Below are 16454 nucleotides of genomic sequence, written 5' to 3'. Positions count from 1 at the left end.
ATGTTAGAGAAGGTCAAAAAACAATGGAAGCAGATTCTGGTCATCCTCATGTTGTATACGGCATGGAATATCGCGGTATTTCTGTTTCTTATAAGACTGCAAGGACTTGAGACCACCATGAAGCAATTCGGAACAGGAACTCAGCTGTATGTCAATTTTATTCACACTATTATTAAAGGAACTATTGTTTATTATATCCTGATCTACCACCTGATCATCCCATTCATCAGGAACAGAAATTGGAAAAACTTTCTTCTGCGGTGTATTCTGCTTTTTGTAGCGCTTACCGCTTATGAATATCTCTGGAATTTTACAATATCAAAAACAGATCCTGCGAGCGGCAACTATGTTTCACCCAAAGTATTTCTTATCAGCGCTGCCGTTCTGGACTGCTTTATTATACTCATCTCTTATTTCGTGGCAACATTAATTACCTCTAATGAAATGCGGAAACACAAAGAGGAACTGGAAAAGGAAAAACTCAGGGCAGAGCTTGCTGCGATCAAATATCAGATCAATCCTCATTTTCTGTTTAATTCATTGAGTTTTATTTATACGAAAACCCTTAGAAGCAGTCCGGAAGCCGCTCATGCCGTACATCTTCTTTCTGAAATCATGAGCTATGCCCTTGATGACTGGGGAGAACTGGGAACCGTTCCTCTGGCACTGGAAGTGGAGCATATGAAAAAAGTGATTGAGATGAACCAGATCCGGTTCAGTCATAACCTGAAGATTAAATACTATGAAGATATTCAGGAGAATGATGCCTGCATTCCTGTCTTAGTTTTCGTTACCCTTGTGGAAAATGCCTTTAAACATGGCGATCTGAACGATGAGAAAAACCAGGTGTCTATTGAGCTGATTGCTACCAAAAGTAAAATCTGTTTCCTCGTAAGCAATAAAAAGAAAACAGGTCCCAAAGAACCTTCCAAGGGAATCGGTCTGAACAATGTACAGCAGCGACTGCAACTGATGTATGGGATCAAGCATTCTTTTACCATCAAGGAAGATGAGAATTATTATTTAAACGAAATTATCATTAATCTATAAATTATGATGAACTGTATTGTGGTAGACGATGAGTCTCACGCCATAGAACTGCTGACACTGCATATTGAACAGACTCCGTTTCTGAAACTTGCGGGAACAGCCACCAATCCTGCGGAAGCATTACAGCTGCTGAACAGCACGGAAGTTGATCTTATTTTTCTGGATATCCAGATGCCAGGAATGTCGGGAATTGAATTGCTTAAAGTATTGAACGACCGTTATAAAGTGATTCTCACCACCGCTTTCAGAGAATATGCCCTCGACGGATTTGATCATCATGTAGTGGATTATCTGCTGAAACCTATCTTTTTCCCAAGGTTCCTTATGGCTGTACAGCGGGCACAGGAAACAACTTCGGTCCCTAAAACGGAAACAGAAGATTTTATCCTTGTCAAAACCGAGTACAAAGGCAAGCTCCTGAAAATCAAAATCAACGACATCATCTATATTGAAGGAAAAGGGAAATATGTATGTTTTCACACCAAAGACGGTGAACAGATCATGGCTCTTCTGAATATCGGAGGTCTGGAAGAAAAACTGCCGACAGACCGCTTCAAGCGAATCCATAAATCTTTTATCATCGCCGTTCCATTTATCATCATTATTCAGGGGAATACAGTACAGCTGGAGTTGACGAAAAACCAGATCCCGATCGGGCAAACGTACCGTGACAGTTTTATGGCCCAGATGATGGACAAAGTACTGACCAATAAAGGCAGAGAAGAACCCGGACCCATTGATCCCATCCGATAAATCAATTAATAACCAACCACATAAAAATCTAACAATTTTAATTTACAAATCAAAACAATGAAAAAATTATTCATCCAATCTATTGGAATCTTCGCGCTCGCCGCAGCTACATCATGTACACCTTCTTATTTCGGAAAAACGTATTCACCGACACAAAATGTAGATGTCTATTTCGATGCCGCTGATGTAAAAAAAGAGCATGAAGTAATGGGAACAACAGATGTAGGTCAGGGATTTAATTCTCTAAATGCCGTACAGCAGAAAGTTATTGAACTGGGCAAAGCGCAAGGAGCAGACGGTGTTATCATGAAGCTTACGGAAGAAGTTACAGGAAGCTCGACAAGTGATTTTGGAAGCATGAAAAATGGCAGTAAAAAAAATACGTACAGTGGCGGATCCATAACTTCTAATATCAAAACTAAAAAAGTACTGGCTACTTTTATTAAATATAAGTAAGCCGCTACCCTATTCATCAGGTTTCTCAACTGATGATTCCCCTGCAGGAGATTGCAGAAACCTACTCATAAATCCTATCATTCTTTACCATTTTTAGTACCATAAACCGCTGTACGATGCAGCCGGAAAGGTAAAATATTGTAACAGGATGTAGTTGCCGGATCCAATCTCGGAACATATCTGATATCAAAAATCTTGGTTTTTGGTTCGTGGTTCAGGCTTACCAACAAAATAGTCGTTTTATCCTTTTTATCCAATGTTTTTTGATCCGGAGCTTTTGTGGCTCCGGATTTTTGATTGCAAATTTAAAACCCTGTGTTTCTTCATATCAATTACATAGGATCTTTTTGCCATTCTTATCATAGCAGCAGTATTCATTCACAAAAACTCCAAACTACTTCACACAAAGCTTTTCACGAAATCATTCCAAAATATCAAGATTGAAATTAAGTAAAAACACTGAATGGCATCTACCACATTCTCATTAATTTTGAGTAAACAAAAACTGAAAATTATGGATCACTTAAAAAGCAATCATCCATTTCTAACAAAGGAGATGGACTGTAAAACGGCATCCAGGAAACTCTGATAAATACAGATTTCTCGAGATGTGGTGTTGAAGACACTTTAATCATCAAATTTTAACGAAATGATTTGAATACAATCTCCCTAACGACGATTATTATTTCGACGTGTCTGCCTCTGCCTCAAAATGATTACCAGATCCAATTTTCAAACCCATTAATTAATAACCATAAAAACGATAAATCATGCTTAAACGTAAAAAAGAAAGTCTTGAAAAAGGGAGTGAGCTCCTCCGTAAGAGTTCAGAAGAAAATCAGGGTACACTGGCCCAAGTGATGGACGGATATTCCAAACTTCTCATTGATGATCCGGTATTACCCTTTAAGGAAGAAAACCTGCAGGACATCGCCAACAATGTGGATTACGGGGTACTGGCGGCGCTGGATGGCACCTGGGTAAGCTACAACGCTAATTACAATCAAAATATAGGAAAACCATCATTGGCAGGCGGAATACACACAACGATTATGCCTTCCCCCGGTACAAATTCAGGAACAATTCCCGGCAAATTCAGTTTTGACTGTGAAGAATATATCGAAAAGCTGACCTTTTCTCTGGTTGCCGGAGGTGTCCGTAACCGTGGCGGCGCCAGTGAGTTATTCTGTGGGGCTGTAAAATATGAGCAAACCATTAAAAGCGTTAATAAGGAAGAAGGAAAGCCTGATTTACAATATGCCGGCATTCATGAGGAAAACGGAATGTATTTATGGCTGAGCGATGTTTATAATCATGCCGCTACTAAAGAATCGATTGAGAAAGACCGTGGTATTCACGCTTTTTCTGATGAGGACTTTAAAAATTACGGGTACACAGGAGAATACAGAGACGAGCCTCTGGTTCAGATATCTGCGGATGAAAATCATAAAAAATATATTCTTTTAAGTGAACTTCAGCCGGGACAAGAGTACTATGAGATCATTCCTGCTCAGGAGCTCAAGCCTGGAGACGGCATAAAAGGTCCTTACTTTATTCCTGACTACTCCATTTCCAGAAGTGGCGTTATTCCTCATGGCAGTACCATTACCTTATTGGGAGATATTGCTCCGGACGGTAACAATTACTTAATTAACGGTTCTCCAAAGTTTCCGTACGGTAATGCTGCGTGGCAGACGGATCACCTTGCGATTTCGCAAACCATGGGAGGAGCAGGTGCAAGTCCTACACATCCTATTGATTTGGATCAGCCGGCACCAGCCTGGGTTCATGAAAAACTGAACGATCATAATGACAAAGGTTCGAATAAAATTTACACACAGCGAATCCTTGCCAATGATTTGTATCCGTATTCCGTACGACCGGATTTACGTCTTAGAGATACTTTAAGCGGACAAAATGTAACCAACTATGTGCTTGTTCAGATGTCCTCAAAAATGAAGACCGGTGCTCAGGGAGGAATTTTAAATGTGCCTTTTGTCAATCGTTTCGTTCCTACGGTTGAAGTGGATTTCCGTCTGTGGATTGAAACCGTGATTGAAGATGGAAAAGAAATTCTTCAGCTGCAATACGAGCAGATTGTGTTTTTCGAATTTGATTTCGGAAATGATGGTGGAACGACCAGCTGGCCTCACATACAGGTCAATACACTTCGTAAATTACAGGATATCCCTGAAGATCAGAGACGTGTGATAGAAGAGCAATTCTTTGACTGTAAACCGGCCACTTCAGGCACTGTTGAAACATCAAATGCTGCTTCGGGATGTCCTTATCATAAAGGATAAAAATCACTCAAAAAAGGAAAGTAAGGGGCAAATTATTGCCTCTTTTTTATTTCTCCGGCGATTATAAAAAGTCCATATATATACCTGTCCAGTAAATTACTACAGATTCTCATAAGTTTGATCCACCAGGAAAGATACTGCCTTTTTGATCTTCTCACGGCCTTCCTCCGTACTGAGGTCTATTCCGCAAAAAACGCTTCCATTTAAAGAAGAATACATATTCAGATAATAAAGTCCTGAAATGATAATGGCCGTTATAGCACGGAAATCCTGTGTCCGTTCTCCAAAATGAGGCTCGATAATGAATTTAAAAAGACCCTCCCCATTTTCCTCCTGTGCATTGGTCATTTTTGTTAATGACTTTCTGGACTCAGATAAGCGCCACAGTAATAATTTCTGCAGCTCCTTATTTTTGAATACATAATCGTATTGCTCCAGCAGCATGGCTTCCGTAAATAATCTCCCGCCACTTTCCATATCAGGCATCATTTTTTCGGTCGTTACATTACTCCAGTAATCCTTGGATCTGATATATTCGTCCATAAGACCATCCATTCCACCAAAATAGGTGTAGATCATTTTCTTATCTACTCCCGCGACGGTGGCGATATCATTCACTTTTAATCCTGCATATCCTTTCGTTTTCAGAATTTTTCCAACCGCATCCAAAAATTTCTTTTTACTGCGTTCCTTGTTTCGGATACTGCCTGCTGCTGATTTTCTTTCCATGATTAAACATTAGATTATACAAGTTTATGAAATTTTTAATTATTTTAGACACTAGTTAGTGTCTAATTTTATATATTTGCACAAACTAAGCCATTCTATATATATTTAAACACTCATTAAGTTGAAAAAGCTAAAGACAATTCAGATCGCAGTATTGCGTAAGTCAGGACAGAACAGCCAGCAGGCACAGGGAAAATCCGACCTTTTATCCAAGGATAAATTGTTGGTTGAAAGTATTTCGATTTCTTTTAAAGATTCTTTCTTTCATTCCCATTCCGAAGGTTGCACAAGTACTAATTAACAAAATAAGAATTGATTTGAATTCCCAATTTCGGACAGGATCAGAAATCTTTTGCAGCTTTTATACAAAAGCTCCAGAAGAAAGTCCATGAAAGCTAAATGATCCTATCCTTAAAATGGTTCCCTCGGTTTATTCTCTCAGTTTAAGAATACTTCAGAAATAACCATAGAACGAAGCACTTAAACATGAGGTTTTGAAACAAGCGAAAATGTGGTTGTACCCGTAACATAAAGACAATTTCGAACCAAATTACTAAGGTAAAAACACTTAATGTAAGCAGCATCATTAGAACTCTAATGGTGCTGTTTTTATTTTCCCGGAAGCTTTCGGCTAAAACATTTGCCTAGTCGAATCAATACAATTAATTCCTTCTTTGCTCAACTTTTAATATGCAGCATTGTGATGGAATTTTGCGTTTAAAAGAAAAAATATTATTTTCTACTGACAACCTCTTGTCACACCACCACCCTATTTTTGTTAAATAATTTAAAATTTAAAAAAATGAATTTAGTATCCATACGAATTATCACAGCCCAAATCGAAAGTCTGGTGAAATTTTATGAACAGATCACTGGGGTTCCTGCCATACAGTATACTCCTGATTTCGCTGAACTGAAAACGTCAACTGCAACCCTTGCCATCGGAAGTACGAAAACTTTACAATTTTTTGGAGGAGAAAGTGTGGCGCAGCCTGCTGAAAACCGTACTGCAATAATAGAATTTATGGTTGAGGATGTAGATCAGGAATTTAACCGCTTAAAAAATGTACTGTCTCCTTATATTGTACAGGAACCTACAACCATGCCTTGGGGAAATAAATCGTTACTGTTCAGAGATCCTGATGGTAATCTGGTGAATTTCTTTACATCTGTAACCAAAGAATCGGTAGAAAAATTCGCAACAAAGTAGGAATAATATATACGATTGAGTAAAAATAATTATTTAAAGACTATTATAAATTAAGGCTTGGATGTTATCATTTGAGCCTTTTTTTATTAATATACCATCTTATAAAATCTATTCTCCGGATATCCGGATCATTCATTTTTTGATACCACATTTTAATTCCATTTTCATATCAATAAAAAGCTTAATAGTAAGAATTTGCAAAATAATTTGAATTATAATGTAAATTGGAACAGGATTGGAAAGTAATTTAAGGTTAGTTCGGATTAGAGAATCAGGATTAAGGAATCTGGAGCAGGAATTGATCTCAACAACTTTCCTCTTCCAACTTCGTTTCTGATAAAATAAAAAACAATACAATGGAAAAAAAATTAATTTCGAAAAAAACCGGAAAAAGGAAGAAGATTGTGCTGATTGTAATGGGGGCCTTGCTTGTTTTAGCACTTATTTTCCCGTTCGCACTGAATATCTATCTCAAAAATAAATTACCGGAACTGGTGAATGAAAAAACACCTTACCAAATTCGTCTTGCAGATTTCAGCCTTAATCTTTTTAAGGGTGATATTTCAGCGAATTCGATAAACATTACGACCAAACAGACCAAAGACCCGACTGTTACTCAGATCAACGGGAATATAAAAAGCCTGCGTGTACAGAATTTTGGGATCTGGAAGGCGATCTTTAACAAATCTTATCATATCAAAGAGCTACAGCTTATTGATCCTGATGTGAAAGTGATCCTGGGAAAATCAAAGGAGAAAAAAGATGCTCCAAAGAAGAAAATCAATTTCGGGATTGAAAATATTTTGGTGACCAATGGACATATTTCTGTGAAGGATAAAAACAAAAAAGATCTCGTTACCGGAAAAAATGTTAATATTAATCTTACAGAAATTAAACTGAGCGAAAATGTCTCAAAAATACCCGTTGAGTTTAAAGATTTTAAGATAGATGCTCATGATATCCTTATCACTGTAAACGATTTTTATCAGATTTATGCTACAAAAATTGATGCCAAAAATAAGCAGCTCAATATTTCTGAATTTCACCTGAAACCTATTGAAAGTCCTGCACTTTACAACGCAAAAAATGTCTTTGACCTGAAGATCAATCAACTTGCTGCGGATAATTTCACGGTGAGTAAAGATTCTCTCATCATTGAAAATGCAAAATTCGTAAAACCACAACTGACGGTTACTTCAACCAACAAAAAAGAGGTTAAAGAAAATCCTAAAGAAGTCAACCTGAAAATCGGTATCAAAAACCTTGATTTTGGGCAGGGTTCTGTACTCATTCAGCAAAGAGATAAAACAAAAGTGGCTTCCGTAGATAATTTCCATCTGAATCTGAAGGATATTGTTTTCGATAAAAAAACGGTGAAAGAAAAGATTCCTTTTGCATTTTCCACACACAATATTGAGTTTGAAAACATCTATTTCAAAACGGATCCTCTGCAGGCAGTGAACATTAAAAAAATCACGTCAAATGATTCCAATATTTTAATCAATGATATTGCATTTACGGCCCTTGGAAAGAGCTCTACAAAAGATGTTTTCAATATTAAAACCGAGAAAGTTGAAATACTGAATAATACTTCAAAATTTGCAGGACAGCAGTTGCAACTTCAATTAGGAAAAATTAATGTATACCGTCCCCATGTAGAAATCATTGCTGCCACGCATAAGTCTAAGGTTACTAAAAAAAGCAATACTGCCGCGCCGGATCTGCTGGCCAATCTTGGAGCGCTTCATATTATAGACGGTACTTTTGTCCAAAAAAAGGAGGGTCAAGATAAAATGAAGGTTGAGAATTTCAATGTGCAACTTAATTCAGTTACAACTAATAAAGATATCCTTAAAGAATCTATTCCATTTCATAGTAAAAGTCAGCTTATTACGGCAAAGAAAATTGATGTGGATGCCGGGAAATACTATCGTCTGAAAGTTGATGAGATCAAAAATACAGGAAAAGAAACAGCTCTTAACAATTTTGCTTTCCTCCCTAAATATTCCAGAGCACAGTTTAACCGTTTAATTGCAGTTGAAGAGGATTTGTATACGATAAAGGCAAAATCGGTGACGATTAAGGATAAAAACTCAACATTGGGAGCCAAAACAAGCATAGATCTGGATCAAATCATTTTTGACGGCATCGACTGTAATATCTATCATGATCTGGCACCGCCTGATGACATTGGAATACGATATATGTTCAGCAAAAAGCTTCGTGATGTGAAATTCCCGCTTTATATCAGAAATATAGACATCAAAAATTCGCATCTTACCTATGAGGAAGTGGCAGAAAAGGCGAAAATTCCGGGTAAGCTTACTTTTGCCCATTTTAATGCGAAAATCAGAGATGTAAACAGTGCCAAAATGAAAGGAAAACCGACAATGGTGAAAGTAGATTCAAATTTTGACTTTTTTGGAGATGCTCCTACGGATGTACACTGGCAGTTTGATGTGGCTAATACCAATGATGATTATGCCATCAATGGAACCATAAACAATCTTTCTGTACAAAATGCCAACCTGTTTGTAAGACCTTACCTTAATGTAAGCCTCGACGGGCAGATTCATTATCTGAAGTTTGATTATAAAGGAAGCAGCAAGCAAATTGGTGGTAATTTTTACTTTAAATATACCGACATGCAGGTCAACTTTTTAAATAAAAATACGGGTAAAGAGAGAAAACTTCTCAGCGCTGTTGCCAATATTTTTGTTAAAAACGACTCAAAAGGTGAACCCAATCATGTAGAAGTGGATGTAAAACGTGATCCCAATAAAAGTTTCTTTAACACACTGTGGCAGGGAATTATGGAGGGACTGAAGAAGTATCTGATCTAGTTTAGAGTTTGAGAGTCGGAGGGTTTGAGAATTTGAGGGTTTCGGGATGTCTGACGTCTGATGTCTAAAATCTGACGTCTTGCCTCTTAGCTCTTGATTCTTAATTCTTTTCACCATTGACTCTCAAACCCATCCTTTCTATTTTTTCGCTATAAAACCAATTGCTTCCTGAATGTTTTTGTCTGCTAAAAGATCATTGAAATTGTCCTGTTTTGAAACTGCGATGTCTGGAAGGATCTTTTCATAATAATTGCCATTCCTGTCGCTGTCATACGCTACACTTAAAATCAATACAGTATCAAAAGGCAGCTTGATATCAACATTGGATGTGGTCATTCCAAAAGTAGGTTCTCCTATCAAAACGGTATTGGGCCTGCCTTTAAATGCTAATGCTGTCACTTCTCCGGAACTGGCGGTTAATGGACCTGTAATAACGGCTACTTTCGCTTTATCGAGCAATTCTCCTTTAGGATTGATATAAGATGATTTTTTAGAATTGCTTAAGTAGTTTCCTTTTTCCAGTTTTACTTTAGAATTTTGCTTTTTATTGCGGTCAACGGTACCCCAGATATCATTATCACCCAGCAGATCATATAAAGCGAGCAGCATTGCTGAAGAATTTCCACCTGTATTAAAGCGCAGATCGAGAATCCAGCCTTCTGTTTTATGTTTAGCTTTAAAATCGGCAATCTGATCGTACATAGGCTGAGCTATTTTATGAACGTTTGCAGGACTGAAATCAAGGAATGAAATATTCGGCATTAAAATATATCCAATGTTTCCATTCAGGGCTTTCACTTCAAAACCAGGTTTGGTTGCGAATTTTTCTTTCCATTGGGTGCTTAAATTATCTATTGATGCTTTTACCGTTGTTCCATAGGGCTTATTCTGGTAAAAAACCTTGCAGTGTGTTGCGCCTATTTTACCAAATAATACCTCTGTTTCCTTTAATGAACTTTTAAAATCACTGTACTTCGTTAAATTCTGATTGGTTTCAGCTCCAACAGCCTTCCAGTCTACATCCTTTCTAAGAAGATAATCCGATTTTAACATCACCAGTAATTTATCATAGAATACTTTTGTACTATCTTGGGAGGTCATTATTTTCTGCGCATTCAAATGGAATGATAAACTGCAAATACAAAGCAATGCTAATATTTTTTTCATGTTATATCTGATAGTTATTAATTTTGTTACGGATCTAATATAATTAATTTAAAAATATTCCAAATCATCTATTTTAAAATTAATTAAGGGGAAAAAGCCGCTTCTTCGTCGAATTTTAATAAACTCAACGGGAAATTATAGTCCAACCTTCCAACTTCAACCCTTAAATTTTAATTTTTTGAACCTGAACTCCAATTATTAACATACAATCATCACAAATTTTACACAAGTTGATTTTTTATTGACAACAAAGGAGAACTGATCATTTCTGGCTGGTGATCAGGACATTCCGTCTATAAATTATCAATCAGGCACTCAAAAAACGATATTGATTTTCAAAAAACATATCCATAAATCTGAATAAAATAATTTCTTTTGTGCTTTAATCTTTATTTTCCTTTGATTTATTTTAGCTTATGGGTAAATTTGTATAAAAATAAAATTCATGAACTATACACTTGAGCTCAATACACAGGAACCCGGTTCCAATATTGTATTTAACACAATCGTATTTGATCCGTTCAAGGTTAATATAATTGAAAGATATGTGGGAAAGATGAATTTCCATCCTAAATTATCTTACGTCTTATTTAAAATCAGAACTCTGGATAATGAAATCATTAAAACAAGAGATGGCAATGGAAGGGTAAAAATTAAAGGTGATCATTTCGAAACGTACCAGAGACTGGTAAGAGTTCTGAATTCTTATGATTATAAAAATAAGCTGATCAACCGAAAAGAAGCTGATCAGGATTATGTTCATTTCATTCTGAGTCTGGTGCTTGCCAATTATCAGCTGAGCTAGAAGTTCTTCGCTGATACGTGATCTGATAGCCAGAAGGTGGAAAAAAGAATTGTAATGAAGTCCTAAGAGCAACCATAATTTTGTTCTTATTCTTTTGAAGAATGTCGTAATTACTTGTCGCTGTAAGAAATAACAAGTCTTCCCTCTTCCGGCCCGTAAACTATTAATATACATCTTATGGATCATAAAACAGTTTTGAAAAAGGCCAATTCAGCAATCTCGGAGGGTGATCATGAAACCTTCCTTGCATATTGTGCGGAACATATTAAATGGACATTCGTGGGAGATCAGGTACTTTCAGGAAAAGACGAAATACGCCAATATATGGCTCATACCTACAAAAAACCACCGAAGTTTAATGTAGATCTGATGATTGAGGAAGATAATTATGTAACCGCAATAGGTACCATAAGCCTGTTTAATGAAGATGACCAATGGATCACATATGATTACTGCGACATCTGGAGATTTGAAGATGGGCAAATGGCTGAACTGAAAGCTTTTGTTGTCGAGAAATAATATTCTTTAAAGCCAAACAGCATCAATACAATAGATAGCCACAACCTGACTGACACGCACTATTAAAATAATGTTGATATCAAGTTGCAGCTATTAAAACTAAGCTATCCTTATTCTGAAGTTGACTGTAAGAATTTAGTACAGTTGAGATAATGAGTTCTCTTTTTTTATAGAATGGACAATCGCGTCTATTTTCCCGTATCCTGCGCCATAGAGGATACCTGCCATGCTGATCCGTTTTACACCACAGTCAGTAAGTTCATCAACAGATGAAAGTGCTGAAATCCCAACTACATTGACAGGAAGTTCCACAGCGGATACAATTTTCCGAACTGTGTCTGTGTCTTTTAAACCGATCACAAATAAGCCGTCAGCTCCGGCCTCTTTATAAAGCTTTGCCCTACTAATCACAGTTTCCGTTGGATGATCTATTTTTTGAACAAACACATCCGTTCTTGCGTTGATGAATAAGTTTTGGTTGGTTTCACGAAGATAATTCGTGATGGATTTCAGTTTTTCCAGGAATATATCCTCGCCTTGATTATCCTCAAGATTAATACCCGCAACGCCTATATCTATCATCTGCTGAATGTGTGAATGAAGAACATCAAGATCATTGGTGTAGCCACGTTCCAAATCCACGGTAAGCGGAATACCCGTGCTTGCCTTGATCCTTTTCACGATATACAGCAGCTCATCAAAAGGGATCTGCTCTCCATCTTTATATCCCAGCGAATCGGCGATGGCACCACTTGAGGTAGCGATGGCGCTGAATCCTGCTTTTTCTATAATCTGTGCACTTTTAACATTCCAGGCATTGGCCAGTAACAAAGACTGAGCCTGATGATGCAAGTCGTAAAATATCTGATACTGATTCATAATATTGTATTTTAAATTGATTTGATGATTGTATATTTTTGAGATTAAGATTTCGATTCATACAGGATGAAAGACAGATGCATCCATTTTTTGATTCCGAAATAGAAAATCTGCTTATTTAGAAAATCCGGTTGCTCTGTTCTGTACAACACCAGGATTTGCTGAAATAATTTAATCAGCAATGGTTCCCATACTCATATTGACAATAGTCCCGGTCATTCCGCTTGCACGGTCGGAGGCCATGAATGCTGCAACTTCCGCCATTTCCTGAAGCAATGGTAAACGTTTGCTATGTGTATTTCTTTCAATGATTCCTTGAAACTGTTCACGGGTAAGACCATTGGCTTTAGCATGAAGTCCATATACTTCTTCCATGGTATCACTGTCTGCCATACCTTCAGGACGAATTCCTATTGCTCTTACGCCTGTAGACCCCAATTCAGCGGAAAGATCTCTGATAAGGGCTTCTTCAGCAGCCATCGCAACGGCTACTCCACCCATATGCGGGATTGCTACCCTTGAAGGACTTGATGTAACGGTCATAATAACTCCCGATCCATTGGCACCCATATGTCTTCCAGCTACTCTCGCCGTTAAAAAATTAGACTGTACATGAGATAAAAGAGGAGCCATAAAATCTTCGACATCAAGATCTACCAACGCAACACCCTGTAATTTTGTATTGCGGAGCCCCACTGCGTTAAATGAAATGTCAATATTTCCTGACTGATTCAGCACATAATCTAAATGGTCTGTGATTTGAGATTCATTAAGTGCGTCAACTTCTGCAACTTCCGCATAACCACCGGCAGCATTAATTCTGGCGGCTACAGCCTCCACTTTTGATTTGTTACGACCTGTTAAATACACTTTCGCTCCTTCACGGGCAAATGTTTCAGCTACTGTACTTCCGACAGCTCCGCCGGCTCCATAAATAATGGCAATTTTGTTTGTTAATAACATAATTCTGTTTGTTTTTGATTTAGTGTTCTTATGAACATGACAAAGGTATTGTCTATATCAGGCAACTTTATACCGTAAAATAGACAACTTAATGTGTTGATTTGGACAAAACATTATCATATCTTTGTAAAAAATTAAGGATGAAACAAGTAACAATTCTTGTTCCTGCGGGAAATGTTAATCTGAGCAGCGTAGTAGGAACTTTGGAAATACTGACCGAAGCTAATGAGTATTGGCGAAAAGCAGGAAAAAGCTCCGGTATAGAAATCCGGATGGCAGGTGTATTGACAGAACTGAAGGAGAATAACAGCTTATATTCCCTTAATCCCGTTGATGTAAGTACTGTCAGAAAACATGATCTGGTTATTATCCCTTCCATCTCCCATCCGAAAGGTTTTGCTCAACTGATCAATGATAACCAGGAACTGATTGACTGGATTAACAAACAATATAAAGATGGCGCTGAAATAGCCAGTATCTGCACAGGAGCATTTCTTCTCGCTGCTACAGGATTATTGAATAACAAAACCTGCTCCACCCACTGGCAGGCTGAAAATGATTTTAAAGCACTTTTTCCGGACATTGATCTTCAGACGGATAAGCTTCTTCTTGCCGGACACGGGCTGTATACCAATGGCGGAGCTTTTTCATTTTTAAATCTTGTATTGCTGCTTGTTGAGAAATATTTTGACCGAGAAACGGCTATTTACTGTTCAAAAGTTTTCCAGATAGATCCGGGCAGAAGTCTGCAGTCGCCTTTTGCTGTTTTTCAGCCACAGAAAAATCATGATGATGAAGTTATTATCAAGGCACAAAGCTATATCGAACAGAATGTCAGCGAAAAAATATCTTTTGAAAAACTGGCTTCCCAACTGGCCGTCAGCCGACGGAACTTTGACCGCCGTTTTATTAAAGCCACCCACAATACTCCTGTTGAATATATGCAGCGGGTAAAGATTGAAGCTGCGAAAAGCGCACTGGAAAGAGGCCGGAAAAGTATTTTTGAAATTATGGACGATGTAGGTTATAGCGACGAAAGAGCATTCAAGGATGTTTTTAAAAAATTAACCGGCCTTTCACCGACTGATTATAAAGCCAGATTTAATAAGGAATCCGGGTTTTTTCAGGATTTGATGTGACAGTGATTAGTGTTAAGAGTCAAGAACCAAGAGCCAAGATGCAAGACGTCAGATTTCAGACATCAGATTTCAGACATGAGACTTTAAGCTGAGATTGAGATTAATAAATGTGAAGGGTGAATTTTGCTTCGCAAGTGAAGGGTGAATTTTGAGGAAGATCTTATATTTTCCAGACGAAAAATCACAAAAGCCTTAGTAAAATCTAAGGCTTTTGTGGTTGAATGCTATTATTTACAATATGCTTTTTAGAAAAATTTCATGGGCTCTGCAGTATAATGTTTTTTAAGAAGAGCGACCTGACCAAGATGGTAACTTTCATGCCATACAAAAAATGACAAACTTCCAAATATGGTAGGAATACCTATTGGAGTAACTGATTTAGCCTCTTCAGCAAGTCGTTCTTCGGTAACAGTTTCAAGAGCATCACTGATGAGAAGAGCAACCTTACTCCATTCCTCTTTGATGTATTCTATCTGGTTAAGCACTGTATCTTCATCATACGGTTTGAAATTTTCAAACAATTCCTTATAAGGATTTTTCTCACGAGCTTTTCCCAATAGGTCTAACATTTCATATCTGCCCCATAAAATATGATTGGCCAGCCAGTTGACAGGATTATTATGCTCACTCAAACGCTCTTTAGCCTGTTCGTTCGTAATGTTTTCTAAAGCATTTATAAAAAGCCTGTCATTAAGTTTTAAAATATTGGCAAGACCTGTAATGGATTGTATCATCATCTCTTTTTGGTTTAATATCGTTTATGAACGATGCAAAGGTAGTGTCTCTGTGTAACAACAATATGCGGTACAATAGACAACTTGAGACGGTGATTTGGACAAATATTACAATGTATTTATAAAAAAAATTAGAATGGTCAATTGGGCTTCGCAAGTGAATGGTGAATTTTTTCATTGACAGAAGTTTTCAGATGGTGAATATTAGATTTCAGACGTCAGATTTCATATATCTGAAAACCCAAAACCCAAAACCCGACCCCGACACACTCAAACTCTAAAACTCTCAAACTCTCCAACCCGAAACTCTGCTTAATGTATTTTCTTTTTACTGAAAGCAACTGCATCTACTTCGATCTGCATATCATCCAGTGCCAATTTAGGGACAGGAATTAAAGTACTGGCCGGGAACGTATGGCTTTTCCATGTTTTATGCATTTCTTCCGTCCATATTTTAAGTTTTTCCTGATCATGATCAACGATGAGGATCGTGATTTTAAGGACATCATTAACCCCTAATCCATATTCCGAAAGCACTGTTTCTAAATTTTTCAGAGACCACTTCACCTGAGTTCTGAAATCTGCAGAAAGGCTATGCTTCAAACCTTCTCCACCGCTTTGCCCGGATATAAATACATACTGTCCTTCCCCATCATGGCTGGTAGTATGAGAAAAAGCAAACGGAGTGGGATCAAAAAGGGATTTGGGGTTTTTGTTGATGACAGAGGATGTATGAGTTTGAGAAAAGGCAAGGCATCCTAAGCAGAATGCAGAAAGGTTGAATATGATACGCTTCATGATATTTTTTGTATTGAATTAACAGAGCAAATGTAGATTTCAACATTTTTAAAACATTCAACATATGTTGACATTTTTGTTTTTTATTGGCTGTACATTCGTGGAA

At 37.4% G+C, this 16454-nt stretch carries 16 protein-coding genes; 10 read left to right on the top strand and 6 right to left on the bottom strand.

The genetic code is table 11. The features are described from left to right. The 4 genes from BUA72_RS07865 (at position 1) to BUA72_RS07850 (ending at position 4562) form a co-directional block, all read left to right on the top strand. The gene (locus BUA72_RS07865; protein ID WP_072922437.1) at positions 1-1050 is read left to right on the top strand and encodes a sensor histidine kinase; all 1050 of its coding nucleotides are present in this window, start codon (positions 1-3) and stop codon (positions 1048-1050) included. A 3-nt stretch (positions 1051-1053) separates the two neighbouring features. After that, a complete protein-coding gene (locus BUA72_RS07860) occupies positions 1054-1803 on the top strand; it encodes a LytR/AlgR family response regulator transcription factor (protein ID WP_072922436.1) in 750 nt (249 codons plus the stop codon). 57 nt (positions 1804-1860) lie between these two features. Continuing rightward, positions 1861-2259 carry a hypothetical protein gene (locus tag BUA72_RS07855; protein ID WP_034725161.1) on the top strand — a complete coding sequence of 133 codons (399 nt, stop codon included), beginning with the start codon at positions 1861-1863 and terminating at the stop codon, positions 2257-2259. 770 nt (positions 2260-3029) lie between these two features. Further along, the gene (locus BUA72_RS07850; protein WP_072922435.1) at positions 3030-4562 is read left to right on the top strand and encodes a peroxidase, FMP-type; all 1533 of its coding nucleotides are present in this window, start codon (positions 3030-3032) and stop codon (positions 4560-4562) included. A gap of 99 nt (positions 4563-4661) precedes the next feature. Here the strand turns inward: BUA72_RS07850 and BUA72_RS07845 are convergent, their stop codons facing one another. Further along, positions 4662-5291 carry a TetR/AcrR family transcriptional regulator gene (locus BUA72_RS07845; RefSeq protein ID WP_047451390.1) on the bottom strand — a complete coding sequence of 210 codons (630 nt, stop codon included), beginning with the start codon at positions 5289-5291 and terminating at the stop codon, positions 4662-4664. A 121-nt stretch (positions 5292-5412) separates the two neighbouring features. On the opposite strand from BUA72_RS07845, the gene BUA72_RS24185 reads away from it, so the two are divergent. The 3 genes from BUA72_RS24185 (at position 5413) to BUA72_RS07835 (ending at position 9344) form a co-directional block, all read left to right on the top strand. Beyond that, entirely contained in the window at positions 5413-5592 is a 180-nt protein-coding gene (locus BUA72_RS24185) for a hypothetical protein (RefSeq protein WP_139259568.1), read from the top strand. 501 nt (positions 5593-6093) lie between these two features. Then, entirely contained in the window at positions 6094-6501 is a 408-nt protein-coding gene (locus BUA72_RS07840; protein ID WP_072922434.1) for a VOC family protein, read from the top strand. Between the two features lie 356 nt (positions 6502-6857). After that, positions 6858-9344 carry a DUF748 domain-containing protein gene (locus BUA72_RS07835; protein ID WP_072922433.1) on the top strand — a complete coding sequence of 829 codons (2487 nt, stop codon included), beginning with the start codon at positions 6858-6860 and terminating at the stop codon, positions 9342-9344. Positions 9345-9482: 138 nt separating this feature from the next. Here the strand turns inward: BUA72_RS07835 and BUA72_RS07830 are convergent, their stop codons facing one another. Then, on the bottom strand, positions 9483-10445 hold the full coding sequence (locus tag BUA72_RS07830) for a S41 family peptidase (protein WP_228407846.1): 963 nt from the start codon (positions 10443-10445) through the stop codon (positions 9483-9485). 511 nt (positions 10446-10956) lie between these two features. On the opposite strand from BUA72_RS07830, the gene BUA72_RS07825 reads away from it, so the two are divergent. Together BUA72_RS07825 and BUA72_RS07820 are read left to right on the top strand one after the other, a co-directional pair. Further along, positions 10957-11316 (top strand): hypothetical protein, encoded by a 360-nt coding sequence (locus tag BUA72_RS07825; protein WP_034725142.1) that lies wholly within the window; start codon positions 10957-10959, stop codon positions 11314-11316. Positions 11317-11493: 177 nt separating this feature from the next. Continuing rightward, positions 11494-11835: a nuclear transport factor 2 family protein gene (locus tag BUA72_RS07820; RefSeq protein ID WP_072922431.1), complete on the top strand. Its 342-nt coding sequence runs from the start codon at positions 11494-11496 to the stop codon at positions 11833-11835. A gap of 135 nt (positions 11836-11970) precedes the next feature. Here BUA72_RS07820 and BUA72_RS07815 read toward each other — a convergent pair whose 3' ends face one another. Both BUA72_RS07815 and BUA72_RS07810 read right to left on the bottom strand, forming a co-directional pair. Continuing rightward, positions 11971-12714 carry an isocitrate lyase/PEP mutase family protein gene (locus BUA72_RS07815; RefSeq protein WP_072922430.1) on the bottom strand — a complete coding sequence of 248 codons (744 nt, stop codon included), beginning with the start codon at positions 12712-12714 and terminating at the stop codon, positions 11971-11973. A gap of 171 nt (positions 12715-12885) precedes the next feature. Then, positions 12886-13677, bottom strand: a complete 792-nt coding sequence (locus BUA72_RS07810) for an SDR family NAD(P)-dependent oxidoreductase (protein WP_072922429.1) — start codon at positions 13675-13677, stop codon at positions 12886-12888. A gap of 140 nt (positions 13678-13817) precedes the next feature. On the opposite strand from BUA72_RS07810, the gene BUA72_RS07805 reads away from it, so the two are divergent. Then, on the top strand, positions 13818-14816 hold the full coding sequence (locus tag BUA72_RS07805) for a GlxA family transcriptional regulator (RefSeq protein ID WP_072922428.1): 999 nt from the start codon (positions 13818-13820) through the stop codon (positions 14814-14816). Between the two features lie 245 nt (positions 14817-15061). Here the strand turns inward: BUA72_RS07805 and BUA72_RS07800 are convergent, their stop codons facing one another. Both BUA72_RS07800 and BUA72_RS07795 read right to left on the bottom strand, forming a co-directional pair. Then, the gene (locus BUA72_RS07800; RefSeq protein ID WP_072922427.1) at positions 15062-15553 is read right to left on the bottom strand and encodes a DinB family protein; all 492 of its coding nucleotides are present in this window, start codon (positions 15551-15553) and stop codon (positions 15062-15064) included. A gap of 309 nt (positions 15554-15862) precedes the next feature. Then, entirely contained in the window at positions 15863-16348 is a 486-nt protein-coding gene (locus BUA72_RS07795) for a RidA family protein (RefSeq protein ID WP_083544142.1), read from the bottom strand. Between the last annotated feature and the right edge of the window lie 106 nt (positions 16349-16454).

This window comes from Chryseobacterium sp. OV279, from assembly GCF_900128945.1.
Lineage (GTDB): Bacteria > Bacteroidota > Bacteroidia > Flavobacteriales > Weeksellaceae > Chryseobacterium.
The sequence above is the reverse complement of the archived record's forward strand: the minus strand, read 5'-3'. Positions and strand labels throughout refer to the sequence as shown.